General features: G+C 35.7%; 2 protein-coding genes. Both read left to right on the plus strand.

What is annotated here, in order from left to right:
- On the plus strand, nucleotides 1-1,462 hold a 1,462-nt coding region (locus tag A9G03_RS00205), incomplete at its 5' end, for a VENN motif pre-toxin domain-containing protein (protein ID WP_179854726.1).
- A 15-nt stretch (nucleotides 1,463-1,477) separates the two neighbouring features.
- On the plus strand, nucleotides 1,478-1,723 hold a 246-nt coding region (locus A9G03_RS00210), incomplete at its 3' end, for a DUF6572 domain-containing protein (protein WP_065798079.1).

A 1,723-nucleotide genomic window follows, 5' to 3' on the forward strand; every position in this document is an offset into this window, starting at 1 on the left:
AGGCATGTCAGCGATGGGAAGTAATACCCGTCAAGGCATCGACATGGCGATTAATATCATCAATGGCTTAATCACCGGCGACATGACCGGTGCGGTAGCTGGTGCATTGGCACCAAAACTGGCCACGATAATCAAGCAGCAAACCGGTGACAATAAGGTCGCTAACACTATCAGTCATGCCATCCTTGGGGCCGTGGTTGCCGAGCTACAAGGTAACTCAGCTGTTGTTGGCGGAGTTGGTGCAGCGGTCAGTGAGCGAGGTGCAGAAGTCATTGCCAGTATTCTTTATCCGAATAAAAGTATAGATGAATTAAATCAGGATGAAAAACAACAAGTCAGCGCACTCGCCCAACTGGCCACCGGTCTGACTATTGCCGCATTAGGTGGTGATGCTCAGGATATTAATACCGCTATTGCTGGTGGTAAAAATGCGGTTGAGAATAATTATTTAAACTCTTCAGATCATCAAGATAAAGTGGGTCTTGAATATAGAGAAGGAGAAGGTAAATTAACTGAAGAAGAAAAGCAAAAGTTAATGAAGCTTCAAATTAAAAATGAAGAATCGACAGAAGCATTATTAAAAGCTTGTGTTGACGTAAATAGTGAAGCATGCAGTATTGAGCGTCAAAAGGCCTATGATGCACTAAAAACGTATGTTAATTATTATTACAACCAATTAGAATATCAAGCAGGCTATTTAGAAATAAAGCATTTATTAGAAGGTACATCAAATTCTTCTGAAGCAAATCAATTGCGGATGATCTATGAAGGTTATGTAGAAAGTTATAAACGTTTTGGTTATGATGAAGAAGACGCCAGAAATATGGCTGGAAGAACAATTGGAACAATGATAATTGTTCATGGTATTTCAGGAAATATTACTCTTCCCGCTTTAAATAGAGTTTTTAATGGTAGTAAGTTGTTAAACGCTGGAAAGGGGACGACACTCCCTAACGGTTATACACCACAAGGAACCAATGTCGTAGGGCCTAGAGGCGGTGTTTATACCAATACAGGTAAAGTTGATGCAGCCGGTAACCCAATATATACTAATAACGGCGCTTATTATACTTTTGAAAATGGTGCAAAAACAAAAGTTCCCTCGCCAAATACAAATACTAGTTCCCAAGTTCAACAAAATTACCAGCAAGGTAAACAGTATGAGCAAACTAAATATGATGAATTTAGCTCAACTCAAGAAAAATCTGCAAGAGAAGTAACACTTGAAACCGAAAATGGTACTAAAATAAGATTAGATATGATTGGTAAAGACAAAAATGGTAATATTACATGTATAGAATGTAAAAGCTCTGATAAAGCCACATTAACACCTAATCAAAAAGTTGGTTTCCCAGACTTGGAAAAAAATGGGGGTACAATTATTGGTGATGGTAAACCTGGATTTGAAGGGGGAACCAAAATACCTCCAACAAAAGTAGAGGTAGTTAGACCTGATAACTAAAAGGTAATTAATAGTATGTCTATAGAAGAAATAAATAAATTAGATATGATTGGAATTCCTAAAAATAATAAAAATTTAGTTGAATTAGGATTAACTGATCATTTAACTTGGGATCTCCCTTATGAATCTCATTTATTTAAATTACAAGAAAAACTAAATGTTTATATCAATGTTATTGAAAGTAAAAATATATATAAATATTTTCCTGATGCTGTAGGAAGAGATAATTTTTTAATAAAAATTTATTTTAAATACCAAATA

The sequence above is a fragment of the Gilliamella sp. wkB171 genome (genome assembly GCF_001693755.1).
Lineage (GTDB): Bacteria > Pseudomonadota > Gammaproteobacteria > Enterobacterales > Orbaceae > Gilliamella > Gilliamella apicola_F.